The sequence below is a fragment of the Faecalibacterium sp. 3 genome, from assembly GCF_048323735.1.
GTDB classification, from domain to species: domain Bacteria; phylum Bacillota; class Clostridia; order Oscillospirales; family Ruminococcaceae; genus Faecalibacterium; species Faecalibacterium wellingii.
Genome location: NZ_JBLWFN010000001.1, coordinates 2,696,954 through 2,722,080, shown reverse-complemented (window position 1 = coordinate 2,722,080; position 25,127 = coordinate 2,696,954). Strand labels below are relative to the sequence as shown.

The window sequence follows — 25,127 nt, the reverse complement described above, 5'->3', positions numbered from 1 at the left end:
GAAAATGTCCTTTGAAAAAGCAAAAGCCGGTGCTCATCGTCACCGAGGGTACGGCAAAGCTGGACAACCACAAGTACAAGAGCCTGTTCCACATCAAGGCCAAAATGATCCCCTACGATGAGGTGGAAGCCTATGTGGGTCATGCACCCGGCGGCGTGTGCCCCTTTGGAGTGAACGAGGGCGTGGCGGTCTATCTGGACGAGAGCCTGCGCAAGTTTGATACCGTCTACCCGGCGGCGGGCAATGGTCACACCGCCGTCAAGCTGACCTTGCAGGAGCTGGAAGTAGCCGCCGGAGCCGAGGGCTGGGTGGATGTCTGCAAGGAGCCGGAAGGCGAATAAAAAGGGCCCATCCCGCAGTATTGCTGTTGGATGGACCCTTTTGTGATTCGCAGAGTAATGCCGGCAATATTGATTCCATATTGCAGACGTAAAAACTGTTGACCCTGCGATTGGGCTCCATCTGCAATAAAAAAGGGCAAAGCCGCCTGCATTCAGGAGACCTTGCCGTTTTGTGTTATATTTTACAATAAATTAGGCAGTTTCCCGTGTATTCACAGCGCCACATTGACCGGCAGGACATACACGCCGTCGGCGGCGTAGAAGGTGATCTGAGTAATCGTCTTGCCGATGATGGATGCAAAGTAAGGATCATCGGCATTGAAGCCCAGTTTGGTACCATGCCAGATGTTGGTCACATGATGCAGGCCGTACTCACTGCCATCGGCGGTGGTCAGAACTACGCCGTAGACCTTGTTGGCCTTGTAGTCCAGATCAAAACCGGAGATTTTCATCTCGTAGGTGGCGCGGTGACCGTTGGTATTCAGCTCCACAGTGGTGCCCTCTACGGTGGTCTCGGTGGCGTGGACCTTGCCAAACTCCCACTTGCCGCTCAGCAGGTTATACCATGAGGTGATATAGTAGGCAGGGGTCTCACTGAGCTTGTAGTAAGCGTAGCTCTCGTTCTCAAACAAGGCATCTGCGCCGGTGTAGGTGGTGGTGGATTCCTTGCCCTTCAGGGTAACGGTAATGTCGTAGCTGTCGGCATCGGTGACCTGCTTTGCATTCTTCAGCGCCCACGGGGTCAGCACCTTGACCGGGAAGGAAACGCCGGTGATGTCGGAGCCGTCCGCGTTGATGTGGTAGGAACCGGCGGCAAGGTTGCCCGCACGGGTCTTGTTCCTGGTGGCGCTGGTCACAGCGTCGATCTCAGATGCGTTGTCCACACCGGCAGCCTTGTAGAAGTCGGCGTAGGGGATGTTCATCTGGACATAGCTGGAGGTCAGGCAGTTTTCCTGTTCCACCTCTTCCGCAGCGAAGGCCGGGACTGCCACAGCGCATACCAGCATAGCGGCCGCAAGTGCACCTGCAAATACTTTTTTCAATCTCATGGTAACACACCTCTATCTCAGTTTTGAGAAAATAGTTAGCTTTGCCTAACAATTGGCGCAAAAAAGCAGGGGAAAAACCCCTCAGATAGTTAGGTAAAACAAATTCGCGAAGTAAAAATAGCACTCCCACCGGGCGTTGTCAAGTAGAAACCGGAAAGTTTGCAGAGGTGAATTTTTCGATGCGGGAAACGATCTGCATCCTCTATACCGCAAAGCCCTTGACCTTTTTGCCGGAGCGCAGTATACTGCTTGTGCGGTTAGCTATACTTAACCACAGGAGGTACTACATGATACAAGACGCATTCTGGGGGATTTTGATCCCCTTTCTGGGCACAAGCCTTGGGGCGGGCTGTGTGTTCTTTTTGAAAAACTCTCTGCGTGACGGCATCCAGCGCGCCCTCACCGGCTTTGCCGCCGGAGTGATGGTGGCGGCATCGGTGTGGAGCTTGCTGATCCCGGCTATGGAGCAGGCCGCAGATCTGGGCAGGCTGGCATTTTTCCCGGCGGCGGTGGGTTTCTGGCTGGGTATCCTGTTTTTGCTGCTGCTGGACCATCTCATCCCGCATCTGCACCAGAACAGCTTGCAGGCCGAAGGGCCAAAAAGCCAGCTCCAGCGCACTACCATGATGGTTCTGGCGGTGACGCTGCACAACATCCCAGAGGGTATGGCAGTGGGCGTGGTTTATGCCGGTTACCTTGCCGGAACGGCTCAGATTACCGCCGCCGGGGCGCTGGCACTTTCCCTTGGCATTGCCATCCAGAACTTCCCGGAGGGTGCCATCATCTCCATGCCACTGCGGGCGGAAGGAATGAAAAAAGGTCGGGCGTTCTGGGGCGGCGTGCTGTCCGGCATCGTAGAGCCCATCGGGGCAGTGCTGACGATTCTGGCGGCAGGCATCGTGGTGCCTGCTTTGCCCTATCTGCTCAGCTTTGCTGCCGGAGCCATGCTGTATGTGGTGGTGGAGGAACTGATCCCGGAAATGTCGCAGGGGCAGCACTCCAACGTTGGCACAGTATTTTTTGCGGTGGGCTTCAGCGTGATGATGGTGCTGGACGTAGCACTGGGGTGACGGTTGGAGTCCCCGAAAACGAAATCTCTTTCGGAATACCCGAAAATGCCCAAACTTCTTGACAGAGGAGACGGCAGGGCGTATTATTTTGGCAGAAGGACCGCTGAGAAGCGGCTTTTTATAGAATAAAAAGTTAGCTCTATCTAACTTTTGGCACGAGGAATTGCTGGCCTGTCATCCGGTGCAGTGGGCGCATCTGGTAAAAAGTATTGCATTGTGAACGGTAAATAGAAAGAGGGTGGCGTTATGTCCTTTTTTGAAAACACCCGAAAGCCCGTAGGCCTTGGCGGGAAGATCATGGTCGCCATGATGAACTTTGGACACAGCGCAATGGCAGAATGGGGACTGAGCTTTTTACAGCCTGCCCCGGATGCCATGGTGCTGGACTGCGGCTGCGGCGGTGGAGCGAACATTAAAACGCTGTTGAAACTGTGCCCCAACGGCAAGGTGCAGGGCATCGACTACTCGGCCGTCAGCGTGGAAAAAGCGCGAAAAGTCAATGCCAGAGCCATTGCGGCAGGACGGTGTGCTGTGCAGCAGGCAAGTGTGGCAGAACTGCCGTTTGAAGCGGAGCAGTTTGATGTGGTGACTGCCTTTGAAACGGTCTATTTCTGGCCGGAACTTGCGCAGAATTTCAGAGAGGTTTATCGAGTGCTGAAGCCCGGCGGAATCTTTTTCATCTGCAATGAAGCAAACGGCGAAACGACAAAAGACGACAAATGGACGCAAATCATTAACGGTATGACCATCTATACGGATGCTGATCTGAAAGTGTATCTGGAACAAGCAGGATTTTGTCAGATCCAAAGCCACAAAAATAAAAAGGGCTGGCTGTGCGTTACGGCGCAAAAGCGGTGAAGTAGTGCAACCGTAACACTTGGAACAGTGAAGAGCATGGCATGGTTCGTCTGCCGGAAAGCAGAATAAGGAGAACAGGAAGGAACCTATGAAATACAAAATCGAGAAAAACACCGTGCAGGAGACGCTGATCCTCCCGCTGTATTCCCGGAAGCTGTGCACCGAGCTGTATCCGAACCTTTACCAAGACGAAACGGCGGTGCGTCTGCTCGACCAGATCGACTACGACTTTTCGCAGGCGGAGAAAAACTCCCGCAGCCTGATGCAGCGCTTTGGTGCGCTGGAGGTCGCCATGCGGCAGAATGACCTTGCCTTTGAGGTGCGGGCATACCTGAAAACGCACCCCTGTGCGGCAGTGGTCAATCTAGGTTGCGGGCTGGATAACACCGGCAGAGCCTGCGACAACGGCAGATGCAAAATCTACAATCTGGACTTCCCGGATGTTATCGCCTTGCGGCAGCAGCTGCTGCCCGCCGGGGAGCGGGAGCAAAACATCCCCTGCGACCTGAAAGACCCCGCATGGTTTGACAAGATCGATGCCTCCGGCGGGGCGGTGTTCTTTGCCTCCGGGGTGTTCTATTACTTCCTGACGGAGCAGGTTCGGGAACTGGTGCAGGGGATGGCGGATGCTTTCCCCGGCGGGGTACTGGTGTTTGATGCCGCCAACCGCACGGCGGTGAAGATGATCGCCAAAACGTGGCTCAGGACGGCGAAAATCAAGAATGTGGGAGCATATTTCGCGGTTTCGGATGCGAAAAGCGAGCTTTCCCCATGGGACAGCCGTTTGCAAGTGTCCAGCCGGGGCTATATGCTGGGGTACAACGATTTGAAAAATCCTTCTGTCAGCGGCTTTTTCCGATTCCTCGCAAAGGTTGGAGACAACGGGATGAAAATGCAGATCGTGAAGATCGGATTTGGAGACAGACAATGAAATATGCCGGAATACGATAAAACCAAAGGGAGCTCTGCCCGGATCTTCGTCCGTGACAGAGCTCCCTTTTTTACTTTAGCTTTTTATGCAAGAATCCCGGTGGACTGCAAAAACAGCACCAGCATCATTACCGGGGCAACATAGCGGATCATCACCCGGTAGAGTTTCTTGCGGCGGAAGGTCTCGCCGTTGCGCTGCATCTCGTCAATGACGTAATCCGGCGTCATGACCCAGCCGATCAGGATGGTAGACAGCAGAGCAATGAAAGGCATCATGACGCTGTTGCTGACGTAGTCCATGATATCCAGCAGCTGAGCCGCAGAGCCGTTGGGCAGCTGTACCTCAAAATAGAAGACGCTGTAACCCAGCGCAATGATAGCGGAAGCAGCCAGATAAATGACCGCCAGCACAAGCACCGTCTTTTTGCGGCCCGAGTGGAAGATCTCCATGCAGTTGGCAGCGATGGATTCCAGCACCGAGATGCAGGAGGTCAGGGTGGCAAAAATGGCGGTAACGAAGAACAGGATGCCCACGAAAGTGCCGGCTTTGCCCATAGCGGCAAACACCTTGGGCAGCGAGACGAACATCAGGCTGGGGCCTGCGCTCATGCCCTCGGTGCCGGAGAACACATACACGGCGGGGATGATCATAGCACCGGCCAGCAGAGCTATACCGGTATCGAAGATCTCGATCTGATTCACCGCCTTGTTCAGGTTGACCTCCGGTTTGACGTAGGAACCGTAGGTGATCATAATGCCCATGGACACGCTGAGGGAGAAGAACAGCTGGCTCATGGCGTCCAGCAAGATCTGCAAAAAGCGGCTGACGGTCAGCCCTTCCATGTGCGGGGTCAGGTAGTAGCGCAGACCTTCCAGACCGGTGCGCATCTGACCGGAAGCGTCCTCGTGGCGCAGGGTGAGGGCGTAACCCGCAATCACCACCACCAGAACCAGCAGAATGGGCATCATGTAGCGGGACACCCGCTCAATGCCGCCCTCCACGCCGTTGTACACGATGAAAGCCGTCACGCCCATGAACAGCAGAGCGAACACCACAGGCGACACCGGCGAGGTAATGAAGCTGGTAAAATAGCCGTCCTCCGCAGCGGCGGCAGACTGTCCGGTGAGGTAGACCACCGCATATTTCGTGATCCACCCGCCGATGACGGCATAGTAGGTCATGATCAGAACCGGCACCAGAAAGGTGAGGATGCCGAGAAATTTCCACTTGGGACGCATCGTCTCGTAGGCGCGGATGGCACTCTGTTTGGTGCGGCGGCCAATGGCGATATCCGAGGTGAGCAGGGTAAAACCAAAGGTCAGCACCAGTGCCAGATACACCAGCAAAAATAAACCGCCGCCATCCTTTGCGGCAAGGTACGGGAACCGCCACAGGTTGCCGACACCCACCGCACTTCCGGCGGCAGCAAGGACAAATCCGATTTGTCCGGAGAAACTGCTTGCTTTCTTTTCCATGATTCTTAAACTCCTATCCTAAAAACCTATTGTAATATAGGATAACATGAAGTATCATATCAGTAAACCCAATAAAATTACTACGACCTATAAATTTTACTTATGGAGCGTTTGCAATGCGGGAACAGAAAGACCGATACGAGATATTCTTGAAAGTATGCGAAACGGGCAGCTTTTCCAAAGCAGCGGAGGCACTGAACTATACCCAATCCGGCATCAGCCAGATGATGGCAGGGCTGGAAGAGGAATTGGGCGTGCAGCTGTTCGCCCGCATCAACCGGGGCGTGACCCTGACAGATAACGGCACCCGCCTTTTGCCCTACATCCGGGAGCTGGCCAACCAGAAGACCCGGCTGCGGCAGGCGGCGTTCAATATCAACCACAAGGTGGAGGGCAAGCTGCGGGTGGGCAGCTTTTCCAGCATCACAACGCTCTGGATGCCGGAAGTCGTGCATTATTTCAAGGAGAATTACCCGAAGGTGAAGATAGAAATTCTGGACGGCAACTATGATGAGATCCGGGAATGGATCATCCATGGGCAGGTGGATTGCGGTTTCCTCTCGTCCATTGTGGCAGACGACCTGAAATTCTACCCGCTCCGGGACGACCCGCTGTGCGCTGTGTTCCCGGAGGGGCATCCACTGGCTGAACGCTCCAGCGTAACGCTGCCACAGCTGTTTCAGTATCCGCTCATCATCGAAACGCCCGGCTGTGATAACGACATCCAGCACCTGATGCTCAAATGCCTGGTGAAGCCGAATATTTCATACAGCTTCCGGGACGATACCCTCATCATGGCGTTCGTGCGCAGCGGGCTGGGCGTGACCATCTCGCAGGAGCTGGTGATGCAGGCATTTGGCTGCCCCGGTGTGGTGTCCCGCCCACTGGAGCCTGCCTGTTGCCGGACATTGGGGCTGGCGTTTTCTAAGACGGCAAGCTCGGTGGTGAGCCGGACGCTGCTGGAATATCTGAGATCCACCCGGCAGCGAAAGGATACACCGCAGATAAAATAAGAACAAATAGCAGTCATATTGAAAGACGTCCCGTCTGAAAGTGAAGGCTTTATTTTCAGGCGGGACTTTTTGTTTTTTTTATCCCCATAGTACAGGGCTGCTTGCGGCAGGCCAACTACGATATAAAGGCCATCTTCTGCTGCTTTGATGCCCGGACGGTGCGGGCGTGTCAGGAAAAGCCGTAAGAGGAACACAGGAAAACGTGACCCGGTCACAGAAAATCTAACTAGGAAATGTTATCATATAGTCACAGAAAACACCAACAACATTCCGATGGAGGATTTTAATATGAAGGCAAAGTTTTATATCTGTGAGCACTGTGGCAACCTGATCACCACCATCCACAACGCAGGCGTTCCGCTGGTCTGCTGCGGCGAGAAGATGAAGGAGCTGCTCCCCAACACGGTGGAAGCCAGCGGCGAAAAGCATCTGCCGGTGGCCCAGCTTTCCGGCAGCACCCTCACGGTTACGGTGGGTGCGGTGGAGCACCCCATGGTGGATGTGCACCACATCCAGTGGCTCTTTGTGGAGACCGAAAACGGCGGACAGCTCCGCTACCTCGCCCCCGGTCAGGCACCCAAGGCGGTGTTTGAACTGGGCAGCGCAAAACCGGTGGCGGTCTACGCCTACTGCAACCTGCATGGTCTGTGGATGACGAAACTTTAAGAAATAAACGGGCTCCTGCCAGTGGTTAAACGCTTGCAGGAGCCTGTTTTGGCGTGCAGCCAGAGGGATGATGCAGCGTTAAAAATATTCTGCTTGACCTTGTGCAGAGGATGAAGTAATATACTCGCAAGAAACCGACTTCCGAGTATAGTTTATGCAAGTACGCTTTGAGGAGGAAATGCTATGCGTTCCGAACAGATAAGAAATCAACTGGAAATCGTGCAGGGGAACATTACCAAGCTGGACTGTGACTGCATCGTGAATGCAGCCAACCGCAGTCTGCTGGGCGGCGGTGGCGTGGATGGGGCCATTCACCGGGCAGCAGGGCCGGAACTGCTTGCCGAGTGCCGCACCCTGCACGGCTGCCGCACCGGCGAAGCGAAAATCACCAAGGGCTACCGGCTGAAGGCAAAGTACATCATCCATACGGTGGGTCCCATCTACTCCGGCACCCCGGAGGACGCTGTGCAGTTGGCAGACTGCTACTGCAATTCGCTGGAGCTGGCAAGGTCCTACGACATCCACAGCATCGCCTTCCCGGCAATTTCTACGGGCGTGTATGGCTATCCGCTGGATGCCGCCACCCAAATTGCGGTGGATACAGTGACCGATTGGCTGCAAAACCACGCCGACTACGATATGAGGGTTATCTTCTGCTGCTTTGATGCCCAGACGGCGCAGGCGTATCAGACAAAAATGGAGTAAACATTGAAATACAGAGAGATCGTGGACGGCATTTTTCTTGACCGCCCCAACCGTTTTATTGCCCATGTAGATGTGAATGGTACGGTGGAAACCGTCCATGTCAAAAACACCGGGCGGTGCAGGGAACTGCTGCTGTCCGGTGCGGCGGTGCGTCTGGAAGTGTCGGACAACCCGAAGCGCAAGACAAAATACGACCTTGTGGCGGTACACAAGCAGGAACTTGGCTGGGTCAACATGGACAGTCAGGCACCCAACAAGGTGGTAGGAGAATGGCTCTCAAAGCAGGAGTTTGACCTTGTCAGGCCAGAGTTTGCATACGGAAAATCCCGCATTGATTTTTACATGGAAAAGGGCGAACAGAAATACCTGCTGGAAGTCAAAGGCTGCACATTGGAAGTGGGCGGCATCGGTTATTTCCCGGATGCACCCACCGAACGGGGCGTGAAGCACTTGCACGAGTTAGCGCAGGCACAGCGGGCAGGGTATCGGTGCACAGTAGCCTTTGTGATTCAGATGGAAGGCATCACCGAGGTGAGGCCGAATGTTGGCACGCAGCCGGAGTTTGGCACAGCACTGGCTGAAGCGAAAGCCGCAGGCGTGAGCGTGCTGTTCCTGCTTTGCCATGTCGGGCGGGACAGTCTGGAAATCGTGGAGCAGCGGGAAGCGTGAAAAAGGGAGAAAATGAAAGAACACTCTATTTGTGTTTGGCGAATGCAGTCTCCTTCGGCGGCGACAGCGACACCCTTGCTTGCATCACCTGCGGCATCGCCGAAGCCTTTTACGGGATGCCGCAGGAGCTGCGGAACGAAACCTTGAAGTGCTTGCCGGAGGATCTATGGGCGGCTCTTTTTCGTGCAGGTGCTTTTCTGTAAGGTGGGGAAACGTGGTATACTGAGGGCGGCAAATCGGAATTTGGTGGAGGGATGTTTCTATGAAATCTTTTGTTTGCAGTTTGTGTCACAATGGCATAGTTGGAGGAGGTCTGTACCTCGATAGTCAGTCGCTTACTTACAAGACAAACAAGCTTACAGTTGGCAAAAAATACAGAAATTTAGTTTTGCCGATGCAGGAAATAAAAGAAATCTCTTGGAAGTGGATAGTCTTTCCAATTGCAACAGTTAATATGAAAAATGGAGAACTATATAAATTCATTATTTTCAATAAATCACGCTTTGCAAAATGGTTTCAAGAGTATTCTCGATAAATACAAAGTGTCAAATTCGCGTTTGTGGAGCAAAGTGGAACAATGAAAGCCCCATTGGGGCAGCGAAATCGGCAATGCGGCAGGCTATAACCGGCAGCTTGCGGCGCAAAAGTAGCTGAGGAATCCCGACAGGGGCAAAAAAGGAACAGATGCCGTGGATTCAGCGCAGCCAGAGGTAGTAGAACGAACGCGGATAGATTTGTTAGAAAAAGATATACTGCCATCTTCAGGAAGGCAAAAGAGGACTTTTCGAAGATTGTAGATTTTTTGAAGTAGTAAAAAGCTGAAGCGTTTGGAGCTGACCGCTTACGATTTGAGCCTTGTAGTGGTTGTTTTGCAAAATTTTTATTCTTTACTTGATAACTGTATACGATAAAACCAAAGGGAGTTCTGCCCGGACCTTCGTCCGTGGCAGAGCTCCCTTTTTGCCTCATAAAACTTATTGCGAAGTGGGTGGTGGTCTGCCGGGCAGCAGGAAAAAAGATGTTCATAGCGCTGCCTGATACCGCGCTCAGCGGAGCAAGAACCACACGCCCAGCAGGATCGCAAGGAAGATCAGGTTGGACAGGGTGAACAGCCCAAAATACTGCTTCTTCCCCTGTGGCAGCTCCCGTGCGACCTGCCGGTAGGAAATAAGACTGGCCATGGATGCGATCAAAGTGCCAAGACCTCCCAGATTGGTGCCGATGATGAGGGCTTGTGTCTCTGCCGTGAATCCGGACAGCAGCAGGGCGGCGGGAACATTACTGGTGACCTGCGAAGCAAGAACCGCCACCAGCACTTCCCGGCCGGTCAGAAACTCCTGCAGCCAGCCGGAAAAGGCCGGAATGCGGCCAAGATTGCCAATGAAGATGAAAAAAGCCACAAAGGTCAGAAGCAGGGAATAGTCCACCGTCCGCAAGGTGCGTGGGTCTGCAAAAAGGGCGCAGACGAGCACAGCGGCAAAGGCAATGCCATAGGGCAGCACCCGGATCACGGACAGCAGGCAGACGGCAAACAGAAACAGATACAGCAGGATGATCTTCTGATCTCCCTGAGATGCAGAAGAAACAAACTTATCCATGGAAAGGGCGGCAGAGGCTTTCCGGCAGACCAGCGCTGCCCAAGCCAGCAGCAGGAGCAGAGAGACCAGTGTGTAGGGCAGCATAAGAAGCACAAATCCCCCGATGCTCATGCCGCTTTTTCCGTAAAGATAGAGGTTCTGCGGGTTGCCGATGGGAGTCAGCATACTGCCAAGGTTTGCCGCAATGGTCTGCATACAGACCACCGGGATCAGAAGGGAGCGGCGGACATCCGCTCCCAGACGGCTCAGGACCACGAACGTAAAGGGAACGAAGGTCAGCAGGGAAACATCGTTGGTGATGAACATGCTTCCGAAAAAGCACAGCCCGACCAGTACCAGCGTCAGCTGAAAGGTGCTGTGGGTGCGGGACAGCAATGCCCGTCCCAGTCCATCAAAAAAGCCCTGCCGCCGCAGTCCGGCCATGACCGTCATCAGGGAGAACAGAATCGCCAGCGTGCGCAGGTCGATGTAGCCGAGATACTGCACATCCGGCGGAACAAAGAAGGCGGAGACAACGGCCAGCACAGCGGCTGCGGTGAGGACCGTTTCCTGCTGAATGAATTGTTTGAGTTTCATAGAGACACATCCTTGTAGTTGTAAAGGCTGCCCTGCTACGGTGCCGGACGGCCTTCTTCCGCATTTCAGAGCAACAGCTTCTGCGATCTTTTTTTTGCAGCACCATCCTACTCCATTAGCGGGGCATCGTCAAGAGAAAACACAAAAAATGCAATCAGAATAAATTCATGCGGTATGAGCGGAGCAACGTGCCGGAGTACATGCTCTCCGGCTCTCGAGGTGACTTTACCGGCGTGGGTGATACTCAACATATGCTTTTCTGTTCTGACCAAGCACGGTCGGATTCAGAGGCTGTGTTGAGCGTGGGACTTTTTGTGTTATATATTGCTGAAAGACCGTATCAAAATTGTTCTGATGGAGCAGCAGAAAAAGCTTTTTGAAAAGTAAAAGCTCTTGTGTTCCGTGAAAAAAGAAGGTAATATAAATACAGACCAGGACACGGAATGCAGGGAGGGATGAAAACCATGTTTTACGAGATCATGCACCGGGAAAGGACATTCCATATGAGTGATTCTACGTTGAAAGAGCTTTGGCAGCAGGTCGCAGAAAAGAAAAGCTGTGAAGCAAAACAGAAAGAACTGACCGCCCAGCGAAATGCGCTTGCTGATCGTCTGAAAAAGCTGGAAAAATCCAAGCTGGCGGAACAGGCTGATGTTGACCGTCTGGAAGGTCACAGCCTTGCCGCATTTTTCTATCAGGTCATCGGAAAAATGGATGAAAAGCTGGACAAAGAACGGCAGGAAGCCTATGCAGCCCGTGTCAAGTACGATGCGGCTCTCCATGACCTTTCTTCCGTTGAGGCCGACTTGGAGCAGATTCAAAACAGGCTGGTAAGGCTGTCCGATTGCGATAGGCGGTATCAAGCTGCTCTTTCTGAAAAGATCAAAAGCATCAAAGCCTCTGCCCACCCGGCCGCACAGCAGGTTGCGGAAAGTGAAAGCCGTATTGCCGCTTTGAAAGTTCAAAAGCAGGAGCTGCTGGAGGCCATCAACGCAGGAAAGACCGCCCTGCATACGGTCAACGAAGTTCTGGAAACCCTCGACAATGCCGAGGGCTGGAGTACATGGGACGTAATGGGCGGCGGTTTGATGGCCGATCTTGCCAAGTATGAGGAACTGGACAATGCACAGAAGCAGATTGAACAGCTCCAAGTGGAACTGCGGCGGTTCAAAACCGAACTTTCCGATGTCGAGATCACTGCAGACCTTCAGGTCACGGTAGACAGCTTTTTGAAATTTGCCGATTTCTTCTTTGATGGCCTCTTTGCAGACTGGGCGGTTCTGGACCATATCAATCAGGCACAGAGCAGAGTAGAAAACACCAAGGGTCAAATCAAGCGAGTACTTGCACTTCTGAAAAAGATGCGCGAAGATGTTGATGTCCAGATCGCTGATGAAAAAGAAAAGCAGGAGCAGCTTGCGGTGGAAACCGAGCTGTAAGGTTAGAGCGTTCGCTTATGTGATATGCTCAATTCAATAACTCGGAAGTTATGGGAGAAAAGCTCAATGGAGGAACGGACATATCAGACCCGTTGCGGAACGATTCACTATTGGGTGAGTGTGTCAAACCCGGATACAATTACTCTTGTTTTTCTGCCGGGATTGACTGCGGACCATCGATTGGTTGATAAGCAGATTCAGTATTTCGAGAGAAGGTATAATGTTATCGTCTGGGATGCGCCGGCACATGGCTCCTCATGGCCGTTTCGATTTGATTTTGATCTGTTCGATAAGGCAAAATGGCTGAACGATATCTTAAGCCGTGAAGGAATCGCAAAGCCTGTTATTATCGGGCAGTCTATGGGCGGATATGTGGGACAGGCTTATGCGCAGCTTTACCCAAACAAAATGACAGGCTTTGTCGCCATTGATTCTGCACCGCTGCAACGAAGCTATGTGACAGCAGTTGAAATCTGGCTCTTGAAACGGATGGAACCGGTATATGCTCACTATCCGTGGAAATGGCTCCTGAAATCGGGGTCGGAAGGCGTTGCCACGTCTGATTACGGTAGAAACCTCATGCGTGAAATGATGCTGACCTATGACGGCAATCAGAAACGCTATGCACAGATTGCCGGACATGGTTTTCGTATTCTGGCAGCGGCTATGGAGAAGGACCTGCCGTATGAAATCAAGTGTCCGGCGTTGCTGATATGCGGCACACAAGATCACGCTGGTTCGTGTATACGGTACAACAAAGCATGGCATCGCAATACGAATATTCCTTTGACGTGGATCGAAGGAGCAGGACACAATTCCAATACAGACAAACCCGAACAGGTGAATCGTTTGATAGAGGAATTTGTTGCTGATATTTTATAACGGGCAATTTCCATTATTCGACCAACAAAATCAAACCATCCCTTCAGCGGACGACCCCAAAACGGTTGTCCGCTCTTTTTATGCCCGCGCATCCCGGCAGGGGAGAACTGCCCGGCGAAACCGTCTGCGGGCGGCGCATGAAACGGTCAACGGGTCAACAGCTCAAAATGATTCCGCTTTGTGACCAGCAGCCCTTCCTTTTGCAGCTTGGAAAGCTCCACCGACATGGCGGCACGTTCCACGCAGAGAAAATCTGCCAGCTGCTGACGGTCAAAGGGGATGTCAAAGGAGAGGGAAGACTGCCGGATGGATTCGGCAGACAGGTAGGACAGCAGCTTTTCCCGGGTGGTGCGCTTGCTGACATGGGTGATCTTATCGTTAAAGAGCAATATTTTGTTTGCCAGAACGCTGACCAGATTGCGGATGAGCTTCTGGTGATGGTCGCAGGCGGTGGGGCAGGCGGTGAGCAGCCGCTTGACGTTCAGCAGCAGGATCTCGCAATCCTCCTCTGCCACCACGCTGATGTTCAGGATGGCACCGGGGGTGGCGGCGTAAGGTTCGCCGAAAAAGTCTCCGGTGTTGCACTTGGACAGGATGTTGCGGTGTCCCCAAAGGTCCTCCTGAATCACAAGGGTGGAGCCGGACAGCATGAGCCCCATGACCTCTGTGGAATCTCCGGCACGGAAGATGTAGGAGCCCCGGGGCCGGGTGATCTTTGCCGCACTGACACAGTGCAGGATGGACAAAATTTCATCATCGGTAAGCCCGGTAAAGAAGGGGCAGCTCCGCAGAACAGGCAGATATTTTTGCATAAAAGCTCTCCTTGTTGGAATTCAAACATACAAGTTGCCTTTAGTATACTATAATAAGGCTGCAAATGCAAAAAACACCCCAAATTGGAGGAAATAGATATGATTCGGAAGATCATCCATATTGACGAAGAAAAATGCAACGGCTGCGGCTTGTGCGCAACCGCCTGCCACGAGGGAGCTATTGATATTATCAACGGCAAGGCAAAGCTGGTGCGGGAAAATTTCTGCGATGGCTTTGGTGACTGCCTGCCAGGCTGTCCCACCGGCGCAATCACCTTTGAGGAGCGGGAAGCCCCCGCTTACGACGAGGCGGCAGTGCAGGAGAACAAAAAGAAGAAGGAGCTGCAGGAGAAGATGAAACACCTCCATGAGGGCGGCTGCCCCGGCTCCCGGATGCGGATGCTGGAACAGCCGGAGGCCACTGCCGAAAGCACAGTTTCTGCCCCCGTGCAGCCGGTCTCCCGCCTGCGCAACTGGCCGGTGCAGATCAAGCTGGCACCCGTCCATGCGCCCTACTTTGAGGGCGCGAAGCTCCTGATCGCAGCGGACTGCACGGCATACGCCTACGCCAATTTCCATCAGGAGTTTATGCGCGGCAAGGTGACTCTCATCGGCTGCCCGAAGCTGGATGCTGTGGATTACGGCGAAAAGCTCACCGAGATCCTGCGCAATAACGATATCCAGAGCGTGACCATCCTCCGCATGGAGGTGCCCTGCTGCGGCGGCTTGGAGATGGCAGCGAAAAAGGCGCTTCAGGTCAGTGGAAAGTTCATTCCGTGGCAGGTGGTCACCATCTCCATTGACGGAAAAATTCTGGATTGAATGCACCGGGCAGACCTATACCGCTTTTTAATGCTTCACGCATTTCCTGCCTTGCGGTAAAATACCATAGATTCCATAAGCGGGCGACCTGAAAAAGGCTGCTCGCTTTTTTATCGTCATCGCAGTATTTTTGCGGGAACGGCTTTTTGCCGGTAAGGGCTAAAAGCGTTCCATAGAAAATAGGTGCTCTTTACAAGAAAAAATCTTGAAACGCTTCTGTTATAATGTTACAATTATGCTACATAATGGGATAGATATTCAAAAAAAGCTGCTGACAACCTGACGTGATCAATGCTGCAATGAACTTCTTGAAACCTGTGCAATGGAAATGAAACCGGAATGCGGCCGTCTGGGGCGGAGAAAGATTGGATAAAATGAAAAACTCTGGAATGAGCGAAACCATGCAGACCTTGACGCGGAAAAGCGCCTGTGTGGTGCTGAGTCTGCTGTTGCTACTGTCAGCCGTGCTCCCTGTGAAAGCTGCCGCGGAAACCGCCCCTGCAAAGGTCGTCCGTGTCGGCTCGTTTGAGGACACCTTCAACTATGTCAACGAGAAGGGCGCAAGAAAAGGCTACGGCTACGAATTGCTGGAGACCTTATCCGGCTATACAGGCTGGCAGTTCGAGTATGTGACCTGCGACTGGTCAGACTGCTTTGAAAAACTTGAAAACGGCGAGATCGACATTATGGGCGGTATCTCTTATACGGAGGACCGCACCGAGGAGATGCTGTTTTCAGACGAGCCGATGGGAGTGGAAAAATATTACCTCTACGCCGATCTCTCACGCGCAGACATCTCCGCCTCCGACTTCAAAACGCTGAACGGCAAAAAGATCGGCGTTCTGATGGGAACGGAGCCGGAAGTGATGCTGACCGAGTGGGAAGAAAAATACGGCCTGGAAACGGAACACGTCAACATCTCCAACAACGAGGATGTGAAGCAAAAGCTGGCAAATCACGAGATCGACTGCTTTGTTTCGCTGGAAGAATCCTTCTGGGCAGAGCTTGGCATCTCGACCATAACCCGTGTGGGAGAATCCGGCATCTACTATGCGATCAACAAAAACCGGCCTGATATCAAGGAAGAATTGGACGATGCAATGCGCGCGTTGGACGAAGCTGTGCCTTTTTATACGGCGGATCTGTACAAAAGATATTTCTCAATGGATTATACGCCCATCCTTACGGGGGAGGAAAAAGCGTGGCTCAGAGAGCACGGGGCCATCAAGATGGGTTTTCTGACGAGTGACAGCGGCGTCAGCACCTTTGACCCTGCCACCGGAGAGTTTACCGGGGTAATCACGGACTATATTCAGTTTGCAGCAGATTGTCTGGGCAATCAGGAACTGGAATTCCAGCTGGTCGGCTATGACAGCAAGGAAGCAGAACTGGATGCGCTGAAATCGGGCGAGATCGACATGATCTTCCATTTCGACCAGAGCCCCAATCTGGCGGAAGAGTATCACTTTGCCTGTACCAACACAACGTGGACCTCCAACCTGATGGCGGTCACGAACAAACAGCACTTTAACGAAAACAATGTAAACCGCATTGCCGTTCCCCAAAACAAACTCTCCCTGAAAAAGTACCTTGCGTTTTATTATCCGCAGTGGGAGATCGTGGACTGCGATACACAGGAGGATGCGGCAAGGCTGATCGAAACCGGACAGGCAGATTGCTTTGTTACCGGGATCAGCAGTGAGAATAAATACAGCAAGAAATACAGCTTTTACAGCGTTCCGCTGTTGAACCCTGTAAGATCCTGCTTTGCGGTCAATAGCGGAAACCGCAGCCTGCTGTCCATCCTGAACAAAACGATCAAGGCAATGCCTGTTAATATGCTTGCCGGCGCGCTTGCGATGTATAAGAGCTCCGCGCGGAAGGTTACCCTGAGCGATTTTATAAAGGATAACTTCTTTAAGGTTATGTTGATCAGCAGCATTGCTGTTGCAGTTGTTCTGCTCACGATTTTGATGCTGCTCCAGAAGGCGCGTAAAGCCGAAGCTGCTGCAAGGAAAGCCGCAAACGATACGCAGGAACTGAATGCAAAATTGCAGGTCGCCGTGGAAAAAGCAGAGAGTGCGAACCGCGCCAAGTCCACCTTCCTGTTCAATATGTCTCATGATATCCGTACCCCCATGAACGCCATTATCGGTTACGCAGACCTTGCCTCCCGGCATCTGGACGCCCCTGCAAAGCTGGAAAAATACATGGAGAACATTCAGATATGCGGACAGAACCTGCTGGTGCTGCTGAACAATGTGCTGGATCTTGCCCGAATTGAGAACGACAGGACGGAGATCGAATATTCTGTTTCGGATGTCGAAAAAGATTTTCGTAACTGCATTGCGATGTTCCAGAATCAGGCAGACAGCAAGGGACAGACGCTTACGGTGACAACACATCTGCTGTATCCGTATATCTATGCGGATGTTCCGCATCTGACTGAGATCTGCACGAACCTCGTCAGCAACGCGGTCAAATACACAGGTGCCTGCGGCACGATCCACTGTGATGTCACGCAGAAACCCGGCAAAAAAGAGGGCTGGTGCGATACGGTGATCACGGTTGCCGATAACGGCATCGGGATGTCGCAGGAGTTCCAGAAGCATATCTTTGAACCCTTTGAACGGGAACGCACTTCCACTGTCAGCAAAGTGGAGGGCAGCGGCATCGGGATGGGCATCGTGAAAAAGCTGGTCGAGCTGATGAGCGGCACCGTGGAAGTGGAGAGCAAGATCGGTGTGGGCTCCACGTTTATTGTGACCATTCCCTGCCGCATTGCATCGCAGGAGGAAACACAGGCGAAACGGGATACCACTTCTTCGGACAAAAAGAGCCTGCTCGGTGTGAAGATCCTGCTGACCGAGGACAACGACCTCAATGCAGAGATCGCCGCCGAGCTGCTGCAGGAAGAGGGCTGCACGGTAGACCGCGCCAAAGACGGCGTGGAATGTGTGGATATGCTGGAAAAAGCTGCGAACGGAACCTATCAGCTGATCCTTATGGACATCCAGATGCCTGTGATGAACGGCTACGATGCAGCAAAGAAGATCCGGAGAATGGAAGACCCCCAAAAAGCGGATATTCCCATCATCGCCATGACTGCAAATGCCTTTTCCGAAGATAGGCAGGCGGCACTGGATGTCGGGATGAACGACCATGTTGCAAAGCCGATCAATATGAATGTCCTTGTGCCGACCATCCGGAAATACCTTTGATGCAGACAGAAAGCTGTGCACAAGGATGATACCGTATTGTGGAGCGTAAAAGCAAGTTGTGGATACTTTGAAGAAAGAGGACTGTAAAATGAACATTGAAGAACGGGCAGCGCAGGCTGCCGCATGGAAAGCCGCCGGACAGTGCAACTGCGCACAGGCGGTGCTGAAGGCATTTGAGGACAGGCTGCCGGTAGATACCGACACCCTGATGAAGCTGGGCGCGGGCTATGCCGCCGGCATGGGCTGCATGGAAAGCACCTGCGGCGCACTGATCGGCGCTGTGATGGTGGCGGGCGTTGTCACAGACGGCAAGGGCACGCCCCGCATTTCCAAGGAACTGCTGCAAAACTTTCAGGATAAGTGCGGTGCCACCCTCTGCAAGGATCTGAAGGGTATGGAGACCGGCGCACCGCTGTGCCCCTGCCCGGAGTGCGTCCGCAACGCCGTGCTGGCATTGGGCGAGGTGCTGGGAGAGTAAGACGAAGAAAGTCTTGTTTGAAGGAGATATTTTGCGATGGAATACAAACGCTTTGGCAGTAAGATCCTTGTCCGCATCGACAAGGACGAGGAGATTCTTGAAAAAATAAAGGAGCTTGCTCTGAAGGAAAAGATCCGCCTTGCCGCCGTTCAGGCGCTGGGGGCCACCAACAGCTTTACGGTGGGCGTATACAATGTGGCCGAAAAGAAATACTACGCCAACACCTTCAGCGGCAGCTTTGAGATCGTTTCGCTGACCGGAACCATCAACACCATGGACGGTGAATTTTACACCCATCTGCACATGAGCGCCGGAAACGACAAGGGTGAGGTGTTCGGCGGGCATCTGAACCGGGCGGTGGTCAGCGCCACCTGCGAAATGGTGGTCGATGTTCTGGACGGAACGGTAGACCGTGCGTATGACCCGGTTACCGGGCTGAACCTGTTCAAATTCCCGTCTGTCCAGGAAAATGACTGCGTTGAAAGTGTTTGAGGGTAAGTAAAATGAAGATCCGTAAAGCAGAGGAAAAAGATATTCCCAGACTTCTTGCGCTGCTGGGGCAGGTATTGCAGATCCATGCAGAGATCCGCCCGGATATTTTTATCTCCGGCACCACCAAATACACTGTCGGCCAGCTGGCAGAGCTTTTGAAGCAGGAGGATAAACCCATCTATGTTGCGGTGGACGAGGACGATGTGTGTAGGGGCTATGCTTTCTGCCAGCTCAAAGAGCAGCCCTTTTCCACCAACATGGTGCCCTTCAAGTCCTTGTTTGTTGATGACCTTTGTGTTGACCGGCAGGCACGGGGGCAGCACATCGGAGAAAGTCTGTTTGAATACGTGAAGCAGCAGGCAAAAGAGCTGGGCTGCTATGAGGTGACCCTGAATGTCTGGGCAGGAAACACCCCGGCAGAGCACTTCTACGAAAAGATGGGCATGAAAACAAAGGAACGGCAGATGGAATATATCCTGTGAATGCGGACGCAGGAAGATGACCCGCTGGTAGAATTGTCGGAAAGAAATTGATGATAGAGATGAGGACGGAAAATGTCAATCAAACTGATCTGCAGCGACATTGACGGTACGCTGCTGCAATACGGCAGGAAAGAGCTGGAAGGCGAGATCTTTGAACAGATACGGGAGCTGCATCGGCGCGGTATTTTGTTCTGCCCGGCATCCGGCCGGCAGTATACCAGTCTGCGCAAGCTCTTTGCACCGGTGGCAGACTGCTGCGTGTTTCTTTGTGAGAACGGCGGCGTGATCTATAAAGGCGAACAGTGCATCGCCAAGAACCCGATGCCCCGTGCACTGGCCGAAGAAATTGCCAACGACCTGTGGACCCGCAGCGACGGGCAGGGCGAAGTGATGCTCTCCGGTCAGAATATCGCTTACCTGATGGAGCGGGGCATGGGAATGCTCCAGCGTATCCAGTTCATCGGGAACAACTATCAGATCATTCATGCCCCGTCTGAGGTGCCGGAGGAGATCACAAAGGTATCGGTGTATCTGCACGAGGGCGTGGGGGCCTATACAGAACGGTTTGTCCCACGGTGGAAAGCGGCGAACTGTGCGGTGGCGGGCCCGTACTGGATCGATACCACCTTTGCCAACAAGGGCATCGGTGTACGCAGCATCTGCAGGACACTTGGTATTGACCCTGCGGATGTCATGGCCTTTGGCGACAACTACAACGATGTTTCCATGCTGGATATTGTAGGCACGCCTTACATCATGGATGGCTCTGCCGCACCTCTGCGGGAGAAGTACCCGCAGCACACCCCCCGCCCGGAGGATGTACTGCGGGAATTCTTGAGACAGAACTGAATTTTGGACATACGCTTTCCGAACCTGAAATGATATGATAAAAGGAAATACTTTGACATGACAAGAGTGCTTTTTATCTGCCACGGCAATATCTGCCGCAGCCCCATGGCGGAATTTGTGATGAGGGACTTAGTGGAAAAGGCCGGGCTTTCCGGGTGACGCGGCATGTCCTTGCCCCTGACCCGGAGGCCTTTATCATCGAACCGGCGATCCCGGCGCAGCGCTGGAAGGATCTGCGCACCGAACCACACGGAAAACGGTTGCCCTGAGCGTTCCGGGTGCCTGTTTCAAGGGCAGCGTGCTTTGACAACAGCATCCATGACCGGCACAGCCTACAATGCGTCCGGTATGTGATGTCGGCCCCAAGGTCTGATTGCCGGAAAAAAGCCCCGGAGGGAGGAAAATATCAATGAATCGCAAAAAACTGGAACAGCTGATTTTTGACACCTGCAGTGTGGAGCCGGACTATCCCTGGATGGACACCCCGGAATCGGCGGTGTTCCGCCACCCGGGCAACCGCAAATGGTTCGCGCTGGTCACCACAGTGTCCCGCAGCAAGCTGGGGCTGCCCGGGCAGCAGCCGGTGGACATCGTAAACCTGAAATGTGACCCCCTCCTCATCGGTTCCCTGCGGATGGAGCCGGGCTTTTACCCGGCCTACCATATGAACAAGGACAACTGGATCACGGCAGCGTTGGACGGCAGTGCACCGGATGACACGATCCGGATGCTGCTGGAAATGAGCTATGCGGCAACCGCGCCGAAGCTGCGGAAAAAGCCACGGCCTTCTGCGGCTTGCCCCCTGCCATGACTGCGTGGGATGCGCAGCCCGGAAAAAATAAAGTACACGGAGGAAAAAAGCATGCTGACCTACACCTATGTTTCAAAGGGCAAGTTTGCCCTGATGGAAAAACCAAAGCCGGTGCTGCAGCACGAGCGAGATGCCATTGTGAAGGTGACACTTGCCAGCATCTGCTCCAGCGACCTGCACATCAAGCACGGCAGCGTGCCCCGGGCCGTGCCCGGCATCACGGTAGGCCATGAGATGGTGGGCATCGTGGAAGAAGTGGGCAGCGCAGTGACCAACGTGAAGCCCGGCGACCGGGTAACCGTGAACGTGGAGACCTTCTGCGGGGAGTGCTTCTTCTGCAAAAAGGGCTTTTTGAACAACTGCACCGATCAAAACGGCGGCTGGGCGCTGGGCTGCCGCATCGACGGCGGGCAGGCAGAGTATGTCCGGGTGCCTTTTGCGGATCAGGGACTGAACAAGATCCCGGACGGCGTTACCGACCGGCAGGCGCTGCTGGTGGGCGATGTCCTTGCCACCGGCTATTGGGCAGCGCGCATCTCTGAGATCACCCCCGAGGATACTGTGCTGATCCTCGGCGCAGGGCCTACTGGCATCTGCACCCTGCTGTGCGTTATGCTGCACAGCCCCAAGCGCATCATCGTGTGCGAAAAGGACGAAAGCCGCCTGCAGTTCCTCCGCCAACACTACCCGCAGGTACTCACTGTGCAACCGGAGGACTGCGCCGCCTTTGTGCGGGCCAACAGCGACCACGGCGGGGCGGATGTGGTGCTGGAAGTGGCAGGGGCGGACTCCACCTTCCGGCTGGCGTGGGAGTGCGCAAGACCCAACGCCATTGTGACCGTGGTGGCGCTGTACGATAAGGCGCAGACCCTGCCGCTGCCGGAGATGTATGGCAAAAATCTCACCTTCAAGACAGGCGGCGTGGACGGCTGCGACTGTGAAGAAACGCTGCGTCTCATTGCAGAAGGCAGGATCGATACCGAACCGCTCATCACCCATACCTATCCTCTGCGCCGGATCGAAGAGGGCTACGACCTCTTTGAACACAAGCGGGACGGCGTGATCAAGGTGGCAGTGGAGTGCTGACAGCTGCCGTTAAGGCAAAGCACCAGCGCTCTGCACGATGCCTGCGGACGGGACCGTGCGGCACTGGCTCCCAAAAACGTGGCAGCACGCGGAACCATTGCCGTGGCCCATAGCATGTGAACCGATAAAGCGCCCCCAGAGAGCTTTTGAACTGTACTCTCCGGGGGCGTTGTTTTATTGCAGATCATATTTTGCTTGAGGTTGTTGTGGTGACGGGGGAAGGCGGACACAAGATATTGTTGCAAAAGTGTTATCTTTTCATGAATTTTAGCACTCTGCTCTTGACAGTGCTAAAACTGTGTGCTATAACAAAGGCGTGCTCAGGAGAAAGGGGCATGAGGGAACCGCAAGGCTCCCGGGAAGACTCCGCTCCTGATGCACGATCTTGATTTTATGCCCGACCCGAACGCCGGGATTGGAGGGTTGTTTTATGTTTATGCCTGCTGTTTTTCATGAGAACCTGTTCGATGATCTCTTTGATCCGTTCTGGAACGATGTTGCACTGGAGCGTGCAATGAGCCGTGAGGCTCATGACACCTTTGGCAAGCGTGGCGCGAACATGATGAAGACCGATGTGAAGCAGACCGCTGATGGCAATTATGATGTTGCAGTGGATCTGCCCGGCTGCAAGAAGGAAGACGTTCAGATGGAGCTGAACGACGGCTACCTGACCATTCAGGCTGTCCGCAGCCACAGCAACGATGAGAAGGACGAGAAAGGCCGCTATCTGCGCCGTGAGACCTTCTCCGGCACCTGCGCCCGCAGCTTCTACGTGGGCGATGCAGTGAAGAAGGAAGACATCCACGCAAAGTTCGAGGATGGCATCCTGCACATCCAGCTGCCCGCTCCTCAGCAGCAGAAGGCTCTGCCGGAAAACCCCAACCTGATCGCAATTGAGTAAAACGCCGCGCGTGTGCACCAAGGCACAACGCGTATTTGCTGATCTTCACAGCGCTTTCAGAATATAACAAAACCTCCCCGTGCGGCTTCATCCTGCACGGAGAGGTTTTTTGTTGATCGTCTGTTTTTACCGGCCGGTCTGCTGAGACATGCGGACAGGGAACGTCCGGGTTCAGCGGTTGTCGGCTGCTTCGGTCAGAACAAAGGTCAGCTCAGCGGTGGCGGCGCACTTGCCGTCTACCCACGCCGAAGCCTTGCCTACGCCCACCGGGCCGTGCTGCTCTACCAGTTCACAGTGCAGGGTGAGCACATCGCCGGGGGTGACCTGTTTGCGGAAGCGGGCATTCTTGATGCCGCCGAAGAGGGCCAGTTTGCCCTTGTTCTCCGGCAGGCTCAGCGCTGCCACCGCGCCGGTCTGGGCCAGTGCTTCCAGAATGAGCACTCCCGGCATCACCGGCTGACCGGGAAAATGTCCGCAGAAAAATTCCTCATTGCGGCTCACGCACTTGCGGCCGATGGCCCACTGGCCCGGCTCGTAGTCCAAAATGCGGTCCACAAGGGCAAAGGGATAGCGGTGCGGCAGAAGCGCCGCGATCTCCTCGCTGTTCAGGGCGTTTGCGTCTGCACGCACGGTGCGGGGTTCTGCCATGGGTCAGCCCTCCCATCTGCGCAGAGCGATGCAGGCGTTGTGCCCGCCAAAGCCCAGACTGTTGCTCAGTGCGTAGGTCATGGCCTGCGCACGGCCAGTGTTCGGCACATAGTCCAGATCACATTCGGGATCGGGCTGCTCATAGTGGATGGTGGGCGGCGCAAACTGGTCATGCAGGGCCAGCGCCGTAAATACGGCTTCGATGCCGCCCGCACCGCCCAGCAGATGGCCGGTCATGCTCTTGGTGCTCACCACGGTGAGCTGCTTTGCGTGTTCGCCGAACACCGCATGGATGGCGGCGGTCTCGCAGGCATCGTTCATGTGGGTGCCGGTGCCGTGGGCGTTGATGTGATCCACCTGCTCCGGTGCGATGCCTGCATCCGCCAGCGTCAGCGCCATGCAGTCGATGGCACCTGCGCCGCCGGGGGCGGGAGCGGTGAAGTGGTAGGCGTCGCAGTTGGCACCGTAGCCTACCACCTCAGCGTAGATGTGTGCACCACGGGCACGGGCATGCTCCAGCTCTTCCAGCACCAGCACGCCGCTGCCTTCGCCCATCACGAAGCCGCCGCGCCGTGCGTCAAAGGGCAGGCTGGCTGCATCCGGATCGGTCGCAGTGGAAAGTGCTTTCATACTGGTAAAGCCGCCGATGCCCAGAGGGCTGATGCAGCTCTCTGCACCGCCGCAGACCATGGCGGTCTCATAGCCGTCACGGATGCGGTGGAAGGCATCGCCTACGGCATTGGTGCCGCCGGCGCAGGCCGTCACCGGGCAGGTGCACATGCCCTTCAGGCCAAAGCGGATGGCCACCTGTGCCGCCGCCATGTTGGCAATGGACATGGGCACAAAATAGGGACTTACCTTTTCCATGCCCTTTTCTTCACCGCGGGTGTGCTGCTCCTCAATGGTGGGCAGACCGCCGATGCCGCTGGAAAGGATGACGCCGATCTGTTTGGCTTCCGCTTCGGTGTCCAGACCGCTGTCTGCGACCGCTTCAGCGGCGGCAGCAAGGGCCAGAACGGTAAAGCGGGCCATCTTGCGGGCTTCCTTTTTGTCCACGATGGTTTCCGGGTCAAAGCCCTTCACCTCGCCTGCCAGCTTGCATTTGAAATCGGTGGTATCGAACTGGGTAATGGGGCCGATGCCGCATTTGCCCGCTTTGGCAGCGGCCCAGCTGTCGGCGGTGTTGTTGCCCAGCGGGTTCACGGTGCCAAGGCCGGTGATCACGACTCTGCGTTTTTCCATGAGAGTTTTCT

The 25,127-nt window shown here is 54.3% G+C and carries 27 protein-coding genes and 1 pseudogene; 22 read left to right on the top strand and 6 right to left on the bottom strand.

Annotated elements, in window-relative coordinates; translation table 11 throughout:
- Window positions 1-11: 11 nt before the first annotated feature.
- Window positions 12-341, top strand: coding sequence for a YbaK/EbsC family protein (locus ACNSPV_RS12825; RefSeq protein WP_348583087.1), 330 nt, complete (start codon window positions 12-14; stop codon window positions 339-341).
- Window positions 342-553: 212 nt separating this feature from the next.
- Here ACNSPV_RS12825 and ACNSPV_RS12820 read toward each other — a convergent pair whose 3' ends face one another.
- Entirely contained in the window at window positions 554-1,390 is an 837-nt protein-coding gene (locus tag ACNSPV_RS12820; RefSeq protein WP_348583089.1) for a hypothetical protein, read from the bottom strand.
- Window positions 1,391-1,677: 287 nt separating this feature from the next.
- Between ACNSPV_RS12820 and ACNSPV_RS12815 the strand changes: the two genes are divergently transcribed.
- The 3 genes from ACNSPV_RS12815 to ACNSPV_RS12805 all read left to right on the top strand — a co-directional run bounded on the left by ACNSPV_RS12815 (window position 1,678) and on the right by ACNSPV_RS12805 (window position 4,249).
- Complete coding sequence (locus tag ACNSPV_RS12815) at window positions 1,678-2,460, top strand: ZIP family metal transporter (protein WP_097770701.1); 783 nt, start codon at window positions 1,678-1,680, stop codon at window positions 2,458-2,460.
- A gap of 246 nt (window positions 2,461-2,706) precedes the next feature.
- Complete coding sequence (locus ACNSPV_RS12810; RefSeq protein WP_348583090.1) at window positions 2,707-3,318, top strand: class I SAM-dependent methyltransferase; 612 nt, start codon at window positions 2,707-2,709, stop codon at window positions 3,316-3,318.
- A gap of 88 nt (window positions 3,319-3,406) precedes the next feature.
- Window positions 3,407-4,249 (top strand): class I SAM-dependent methyltransferase, encoded by an 843-nt coding sequence (locus ACNSPV_RS12805; RefSeq protein ID WP_348583092.1) that lies wholly within the window; start codon window positions 3,407-3,409, stop codon window positions 4,247-4,249.
- A gap of 83 nt (window positions 4,250-4,332) precedes the next feature.
- On the opposite strand, the gene ACNSPV_RS12800 is transcribed toward ACNSPV_RS12805, so the two are convergent.
- The gene (locus ACNSPV_RS12800) at window positions 4,333-5,724 is read right to left on the bottom strand and encodes a sodium-dependent transporter (protein ID WP_348583093.1); all 1,392 of its coding nucleotides are present in this window, start codon (window positions 5,722-5,724) and stop codon (window positions 4,333-4,335) included.
- Window positions 5,725-5,840: 116 nt separating this feature from the next.
- On the opposite strand from ACNSPV_RS12800, the gene ACNSPV_RS12795 reads away from it, so the two are divergent.
- The 6 genes from ACNSPV_RS12795 (at window position 5,841) to ACNSPV_RS12770 (ending at window position 9,312) form a co-directional block, all read left to right on the top strand.
- Window positions 5,841-6,737, top strand: a complete 897-nt coding sequence (locus ACNSPV_RS12795; RefSeq protein WP_348583094.1) for a LysR family transcriptional regulator — start codon at window positions 5,841-5,843, stop codon at window positions 6,735-6,737.
- Between the two features lie 288 nt (window positions 6,738-7,025).
- Window positions 7,026-7,403, top strand: coding sequence for a desulfoferrodoxin family protein (locus tag ACNSPV_RS12790; protein WP_348583095.1), 378 nt, complete (start codon window positions 7,026-7,028; stop codon window positions 7,401-7,403).
- A gap of 183 nt (window positions 7,404-7,586) precedes the next feature.
- Window positions 7,587-8,108 carry an O-acetyl-ADP-ribose deacetylase gene (locus ACNSPV_RS12785; RefSeq protein ID WP_348583097.1) on the top strand — a complete coding sequence of 174 codons (522 nt, stop codon included), beginning with the start codon at window positions 7,587-7,589 and terminating at the stop codon, window positions 8,106-8,108.
- A 3-nt stretch (window positions 8,109-8,111) separates the two neighbouring features.
- Window positions 8,112-8,777, top strand: a complete 666-nt coding sequence (gene sfsA / locus ACNSPV_RS12780; RefSeq protein ID WP_348583100.1) for a DNA/RNA nuclease SfsA — start codon at window positions 8,112-8,114, stop codon at window positions 8,775-8,777.
- On the top strand, window positions 8,774-8,980 hold the full coding sequence (locus tag ACNSPV_RS12775) for a hypothetical protein (protein ID WP_348583101.1): 207 nt from the start codon (window positions 8,774-8,776) through the stop codon (window positions 8,978-8,980). The genes sfsA and ACNSPV_RS12775 overlap by 4 nt, the downstream gene beginning before the upstream one ends.
- Before the next feature lie 59 nt (window positions 8,981-9,039).
- Window positions 9,040-9,312, top strand: a complete 273-nt coding sequence (locus ACNSPV_RS12770; RefSeq protein WP_044960098.1) for a hypothetical protein — start codon at window positions 9,040-9,042, stop codon at window positions 9,310-9,312.
- Between the two features lie 511 nt (window positions 9,313-9,823).
- Here ACNSPV_RS12770 and ACNSPV_RS12765 read toward each other — a convergent pair.
- A complete protein-coding gene (locus ACNSPV_RS12765; RefSeq protein ID WP_348583103.1) occupies window positions 9,824-10,951 on the bottom strand; it encodes an SLC13 family permease in 1,128 nt (375 codons plus the stop codon).
- Window positions 10,952-11,406: 455 nt separating this feature from the next.
- Here ACNSPV_RS12765 and ACNSPV_RS12760 point away from each other — a divergent pair, with 455 nt between their 5' ends.
- The gene (locus ACNSPV_RS12760) at window positions 11,407-12,390 is read left to right on the top strand and encodes a hypothetical protein (protein WP_348583105.1); all 984 of its coding nucleotides are present in this window, start codon (window positions 11,407-11,409) and stop codon (window positions 12,388-12,390) included.
- Between the two features lie 66 nt (window positions 12,391-12,456).
- Entirely contained in the window at window positions 12,457-13,272 is an 816-nt protein-coding gene (locus ACNSPV_RS12755; RefSeq protein ID WP_348583107.1) for an alpha/beta hydrolase, read from the top strand.
- Window positions 13,273-13,418: 146 nt separating this feature from the next.
- Here ACNSPV_RS12755 and ACNSPV_RS12750 read toward each other — a convergent pair whose 3' ends face one another.
- Window positions 13,419-14,084 (bottom strand): Crp/Fnr family transcriptional regulator, encoded by a 666-nt coding sequence (locus ACNSPV_RS12750; protein WP_113993024.1) that lies wholly within the window; start codon window positions 14,082-14,084, stop codon window positions 13,419-13,421.
- A 99-nt stretch (window positions 14,085-14,183) separates the two neighbouring features.
- On the opposite strand from ACNSPV_RS12750, the gene ACNSPV_RS12745 reads away from it, so the two are divergent.
- The 10 genes and pseudogenes from ACNSPV_RS12745 to ACNSPV_RS12700 all read left to right on the top strand — a co-directional run bounded on the left by ACNSPV_RS12745 (window position 14,184) and on the right by ACNSPV_RS12700 (window position 23,226).
- Window positions 14,184-14,906 (top strand): 4Fe-4S binding protein, encoded by a 723-nt coding sequence (locus ACNSPV_RS12745; RefSeq protein ID WP_348583108.1) that lies wholly within the window; start codon window positions 14,184-14,186, stop codon window positions 14,904-14,906.
- A 389-nt stretch (window positions 14,907-15,295) separates the two neighbouring features.
- Entirely contained in the window at window positions 15,296-18,127 is a 2,832-nt protein-coding gene (locus tag ACNSPV_RS12740) for an ATP-binding protein (protein WP_348583109.1), read from the top strand.
- Window positions 18,128-18,215: 88 nt separating this feature from the next.
- Entirely contained in the window at window positions 18,216-18,605 is a 390-nt protein-coding gene (locus ACNSPV_RS12735) for a C-GCAxxG-C-C family protein (RefSeq protein ID WP_348583110.1), read from the top strand.
- A gap of 36 nt (window positions 18,606-18,641) precedes the next feature.
- Window positions 18,642-19,097: a PPC domain-containing DNA-binding protein gene (locus tag ACNSPV_RS12730; protein WP_348583111.1), complete on the top strand. Its 456-nt coding sequence runs from the start codon at window positions 18,642-18,644 to the stop codon at window positions 19,095-19,097.
- An 11-nt stretch (window positions 19,098-19,108) separates the two neighbouring features.
- Complete coding sequence (locus ACNSPV_RS12725; protein WP_348583112.1) at window positions 19,109-19,579, top strand: GNAT family N-acetyltransferase; 471 nt, start codon at window positions 19,109-19,111, stop codon at window positions 19,577-19,579.
- A 72-nt stretch (window positions 19,580-19,651) separates the two neighbouring features.
- Window positions 19,652-20,428: an HAD family hydrolase gene (locus tag ACNSPV_RS12720; protein WP_348583114.1), complete on the top strand. Its 777-nt coding sequence runs from the start codon at window positions 19,652-19,654 to the stop codon at window positions 20,426-20,428.
- A gap of 57 nt (window positions 20,429-20,485) precedes the next feature.
- Window positions 20,486-20,578, top strand: a pseudogene (locus ACNSPV_RS12715) (low molecular weight phosphotyrosine protein phosphatase); the annotation flags it as partial.
- 259 nt (window positions 20,579-20,837) lie between these two features.
- A complete protein-coding gene (locus tag ACNSPV_RS12710; protein ID WP_348583116.1) occupies window positions 20,838-21,239 on the top strand; it encodes an MmcQ/YjbR family DNA-binding protein in 402 nt (133 codons plus the stop codon).
- Between the two features lie 51 nt (window positions 21,240-21,290).
- Window positions 21,291-22,325 carry an alcohol dehydrogenase gene (locus ACNSPV_RS12705; protein WP_348583117.1) on the top strand — a complete coding sequence of 345 codons (1,035 nt, stop codon included), beginning with the start codon at window positions 21,291-21,293 and terminating at the stop codon, window positions 22,323-22,325.
- Between the two features lie 430 nt (window positions 22,326-22,755).
- A complete protein-coding gene (locus ACNSPV_RS12700) occupies window positions 22,756-23,226 on the top strand; it encodes an Hsp20/alpha crystallin family protein (protein ID WP_348583118.1) in 471 nt (156 codons plus the stop codon).
- Between the two features lie 171 nt (window positions 23,227-23,397).
- Here ACNSPV_RS12700 and fabZ read toward each other — a convergent pair whose 3' ends face one another.
- Both fabZ and fabF read right to left on the bottom strand, forming a co-directional pair.
- Entirely contained in the window at window positions 23,398-23,874 is a 477-nt protein-coding gene (gene fabZ / locus ACNSPV_RS12695) for a 3-hydroxyacyl-ACP dehydratase FabZ (RefSeq protein WP_339395225.1), read from the bottom strand.
- Window positions 23,875-23,877: 3 nt separating this feature from the next.
- On the bottom strand, window positions 23,878-25,116 hold the full coding sequence (gene fabF / locus ACNSPV_RS12690) for a beta-ketoacyl-ACP synthase II (RefSeq protein ID WP_097774745.1): 1,239 nt from the start codon (window positions 25,114-25,116) through the stop codon (window positions 23,878-23,880).
- Between the last annotated feature and the right edge of the window lie 11 nt (window positions 25,117-25,127).

What these genes read in the sequence shown, in the direction of transcription:
- ACNSPV_RS12820 (WP_348583089.1), bottom strand. Translation starts at nt 1,390, where the DNA reads ATGAGATTGAAAAAAGTATTTGCAGGTGCACTTGCGGCCGCTATGCTG.
- ACNSPV_RS12815 (WP_097770701.1), top strand. Translation starts at nt 1,678, where the DNA reads ATGATACAAGACGCATTCTGGGGGATTTTGATCCCCTTTCTGGGCACA.
- ACNSPV_RS12810 (WP_348583090.1), top strand. Translation starts at nt 2,707, where the DNA reads ATGTCCTTTTTTGAAAACACCCGAAAGCCCGTAGGCCTTGGCGGGAAG.
- ACNSPV_RS12805 (WP_348583092.1), top strand. Translation starts at nt 3,407, where the DNA reads ATGAAATACAAAATCGAGAAAAACACCGTGCAGGAGACGCTGATCCTC.
- ACNSPV_RS12800 (WP_348583093.1), bottom strand. Translation starts at nt 5,724, where the DNA reads ATGGAAAAGAAAGCAAGCAGTTTCTCCGGACAAATCGGATTTGTCCTT.
- ACNSPV_RS12795 (WP_348583094.1), top strand. Translation starts at nt 5,841, where the DNA reads ATGCGGGAACAGAAAGACCGATACGAGATATTCTTGAAAGTATGCGAA.
- ACNSPV_RS12790 (WP_348583095.1), top strand. Translation starts at nt 7,026, where the DNA reads ATGAAGGCAAAGTTTTATATCTGTGAGCACTGTGGCAACCTGATCACC.
- ACNSPV_RS12785 (WP_348583097.1), top strand. Translation starts at nt 7,587, where the DNA reads ATGCGTTCCGAACAGATAAGAAATCAACTGGAAATCGTGCAGGGGAAC.
- ACNSPV_RS12770 (WP_044960098.1), top strand. Translation starts at nt 9,040, where the DNA reads ATGAAATCTTTTGTTTGCAGTTTGTGTCACAATGGCATAGTTGGAGGA.
- ACNSPV_RS12765 (WP_348583103.1), bottom strand. Translation starts at nt 10,951, where the DNA reads ATGAAACTCAAACAATTCATTCAGCAGGAAACGGTCCTCACCGCAGCC.
- ACNSPV_RS12760 (WP_348583105.1), top strand. Translation starts at nt 11,407, where the DNA reads ATGAAAACCATGTTTTACGAGATCATGCACCGGGAAAGGACATTCCAT.
- ACNSPV_RS12755 (WP_348583107.1), top strand. Translation starts at nt 12,457, where the DNA reads ATGGAGGAACGGACATATCAGACCCGTTGCGGAACGATTCACTATTGG.
- ACNSPV_RS12750 (WP_113993024.1), bottom strand. Translation starts at nt 14,084, where the DNA reads ATGCAAAAATATCTGCCTGTTCTGCGGAGCTGCCCCTTCTTTACCGGG.
- ACNSPV_RS12745 (WP_348583108.1), top strand. Translation starts at nt 14,184, where the DNA reads ATGATTCGGAAGATCATCCATATTGACGAAGAAAAATGCAACGGCTGC.
- ACNSPV_RS12740 (WP_348583109.1), top strand. Translation starts at nt 15,296, where the DNA reads ATGAGCGAAACCATGCAGACCTTGACGCGGAAAAGCGCCTGTGTGGTG.
- ACNSPV_RS12735 (WP_348583110.1), top strand. Translation starts at nt 18,216, where the DNA reads ATGAACATTGAAGAACGGGCAGCGCAGGCTGCCGCATGGAAAGCCGCC.
- ACNSPV_RS12730 (WP_348583111.1), top strand. Translation starts at nt 18,642, where the DNA reads ATGGAATACAAACGCTTTGGCAGTAAGATCCTTGTCCGCATCGACAAG.
- ACNSPV_RS12725 (WP_348583112.1), top strand. Translation starts at nt 19,109, where the DNA reads ATGAAGATCCGTAAAGCAGAGGAAAAAGATATTCCCAGACTTCTTGCG.
- ACNSPV_RS12720 (WP_348583114.1), top strand. Translation starts at nt 19,652, where the DNA reads ATGTCAATCAAACTGATCTGCAGCGACATTGACGGTACGCTGCTGCAA.
- ACNSPV_RS12710 (WP_348583116.1), top strand. Translation starts at nt 20,838, where the DNA reads ATGAATCGCAAAAAACTGGAACAGCTGATTTTTGACACCTGCAGTGTG.
- ACNSPV_RS12705 (WP_348583117.1), top strand. Translation starts at nt 21,291, where the DNA reads ATGCTGACCTACACCTATGTTTCAAAGGGCAAGTTTGCCCTGATGGAA.
- ACNSPV_RS12700 (WP_348583118.1), top strand. Translation starts at nt 22,756, where the DNA reads ATGTTTATGCCTGCTGTTTTTCATGAGAACCTGTTCGATGATCTCTTT.
- fabZ (WP_339395225.1), bottom strand. Translation starts at nt 23,874, where the DNA reads ATGGCAGAACCCCGCACCGTGCGTGCAGACGCAAACGCCCTGAACAGC.
- fabF (WP_097774745.1), bottom strand. Translation starts at nt 25,116, where the DNA reads ATGGAAAAACGCAGAGTCGTGATCACCGGCCTTGGCACCGTGAACCCG.